Origin of the sequence: Duganella flavida, assembly GCF_009857445.1 — a bacterium.
GTDB classification, from domain to species: domain Bacteria; phylum Pseudomonadota; class Gammaproteobacteria; order Burkholderiales; family Burkholderiaceae_D; genus Rugamonas; species Rugamonas flavida.
Genome location: NZ_WWCN01000048.1, coordinates 1 through 1,361 on the forward strand (window position 1 = coordinate 1; position 1,361 = coordinate 1,361).

Annotated in this window: 1 rRNA gene; it reads left to right on the plus strand. The window is 51.1% G+C overall.

Features of this window, described 5'->3' with window-relative positions:
- A 23S ribosomal RNA gene (locus tag GTP46_RS29110) occupies positions 1-1,353 on the plus strand; the annotation flags it as partial.
- Positions 1,354-1,361 lie beyond the last annotated feature (8 nt).

Sequence of the window (1,361 nt, forward strand, 5' to 3'; positions counted from 1 at the left end):
GTGCACGTAGCAATCGGAAGTGGTTCCAAGAAAAGCCTCTAAGCTTCAGTCATACGAGACCGTACCGCAAACCGACACAGGTGGGCGAGATGAGTATTCTAAGGCGCTTGAGAGAACTCGGGAGAAGGAACTCGGCAAATTGGTACCGTAACTTCGGGAAAAGGTACGCCTCGGTAGCTTGGTCACTTTACTGTGATAGGGCGAAAAGGTTGCAATAAACTGGTGGCTGCGACTGTTTAATAAAAACACAGCACTCTGCAAACACGAAAGTGGACGTATAGGGTGTGACGCCTGCCCGGTGCTGGAAGATTAAATGATGGGGTGCAAGCTCTTGATTGAAGTCCCAGTAAACGGCGGCCGTAACTATAACGGTCCTAAGGTAGCGAAATTCCTTGTCGGGTAAGTTCCGACCTGCACGAATGGCGTAACGATGGCCACACTGTCTCCTCCCGAGACTCAGCGAAGTTGAAATGTTTGTGATGATGCAATCTACCCGCGGCTAGACGGAAAGACCCCATGAACCTTTACTGTAGCTTTGCATTGGACTTTGAATCAATCTGTGTAGGATAGGTGGGAGGCTTTGAAGTAGGGACGCCAGTCTCTATGGAGCCATCCTTGAAATACCACCCTGGTTCATTTGAGGTTCTAACCTTGGTCCGTTATCCGGATCGGGGACAGTGCATGGTAGGCAGTTTGACTGGGGCGGTCTCCTCCTAAAGTGTAACGGAGGAGTTCGAAGGTACGCTAGGTACGGTCGGACATCGTGCTAATAGTGCAATGGCATAAGCGTGCTTAACTGCGAGACCGACAAGTCGAGCAGGTACGAAAGTAGGACATAGTGATCCGGTGGTTCTGTATGGAAGGGCCATCGCTCAACGGATAAAAGGTACTCTGGGGATAACAGGCTGATTCCTCCCAAGAGTTCATATCGACGGGGGAGTTTGGCACCTCGATGTCGGCTCATCACATCCTGGGGCTGTAGCCGGTCCCAAGGGTATGGCTGTTCGCCATTTAAAGTGGTACGTGAGCTGGGTTTAAAACGTCGTGAGACAGTTTGGTCCCTATCTGCCGTGGGCGTTGGAAATTTGAAGGGGGCTGCTCCTAGTACGAGAGGACCGGAGTGGACGAACCTCTGGTGTACCGGTTGTCACGCCAGTGGCATTGCCGGGTAGCTAAGTTCGGAAGAGATAACCGCTGAAAGCATCTAAGCGGGAAACTTGCCTTAAGATGAGATTTCCCAGAGCCTTGAGCTCTTTGAAGGGTCGTTCGAGACCAGGACGTTGATAGGTCAGGTGTGGAAGTGCAGTAATGCATTAAGCTAACTGATACTAATTGCCCGTACGGCTTGTCCCTATAACCTT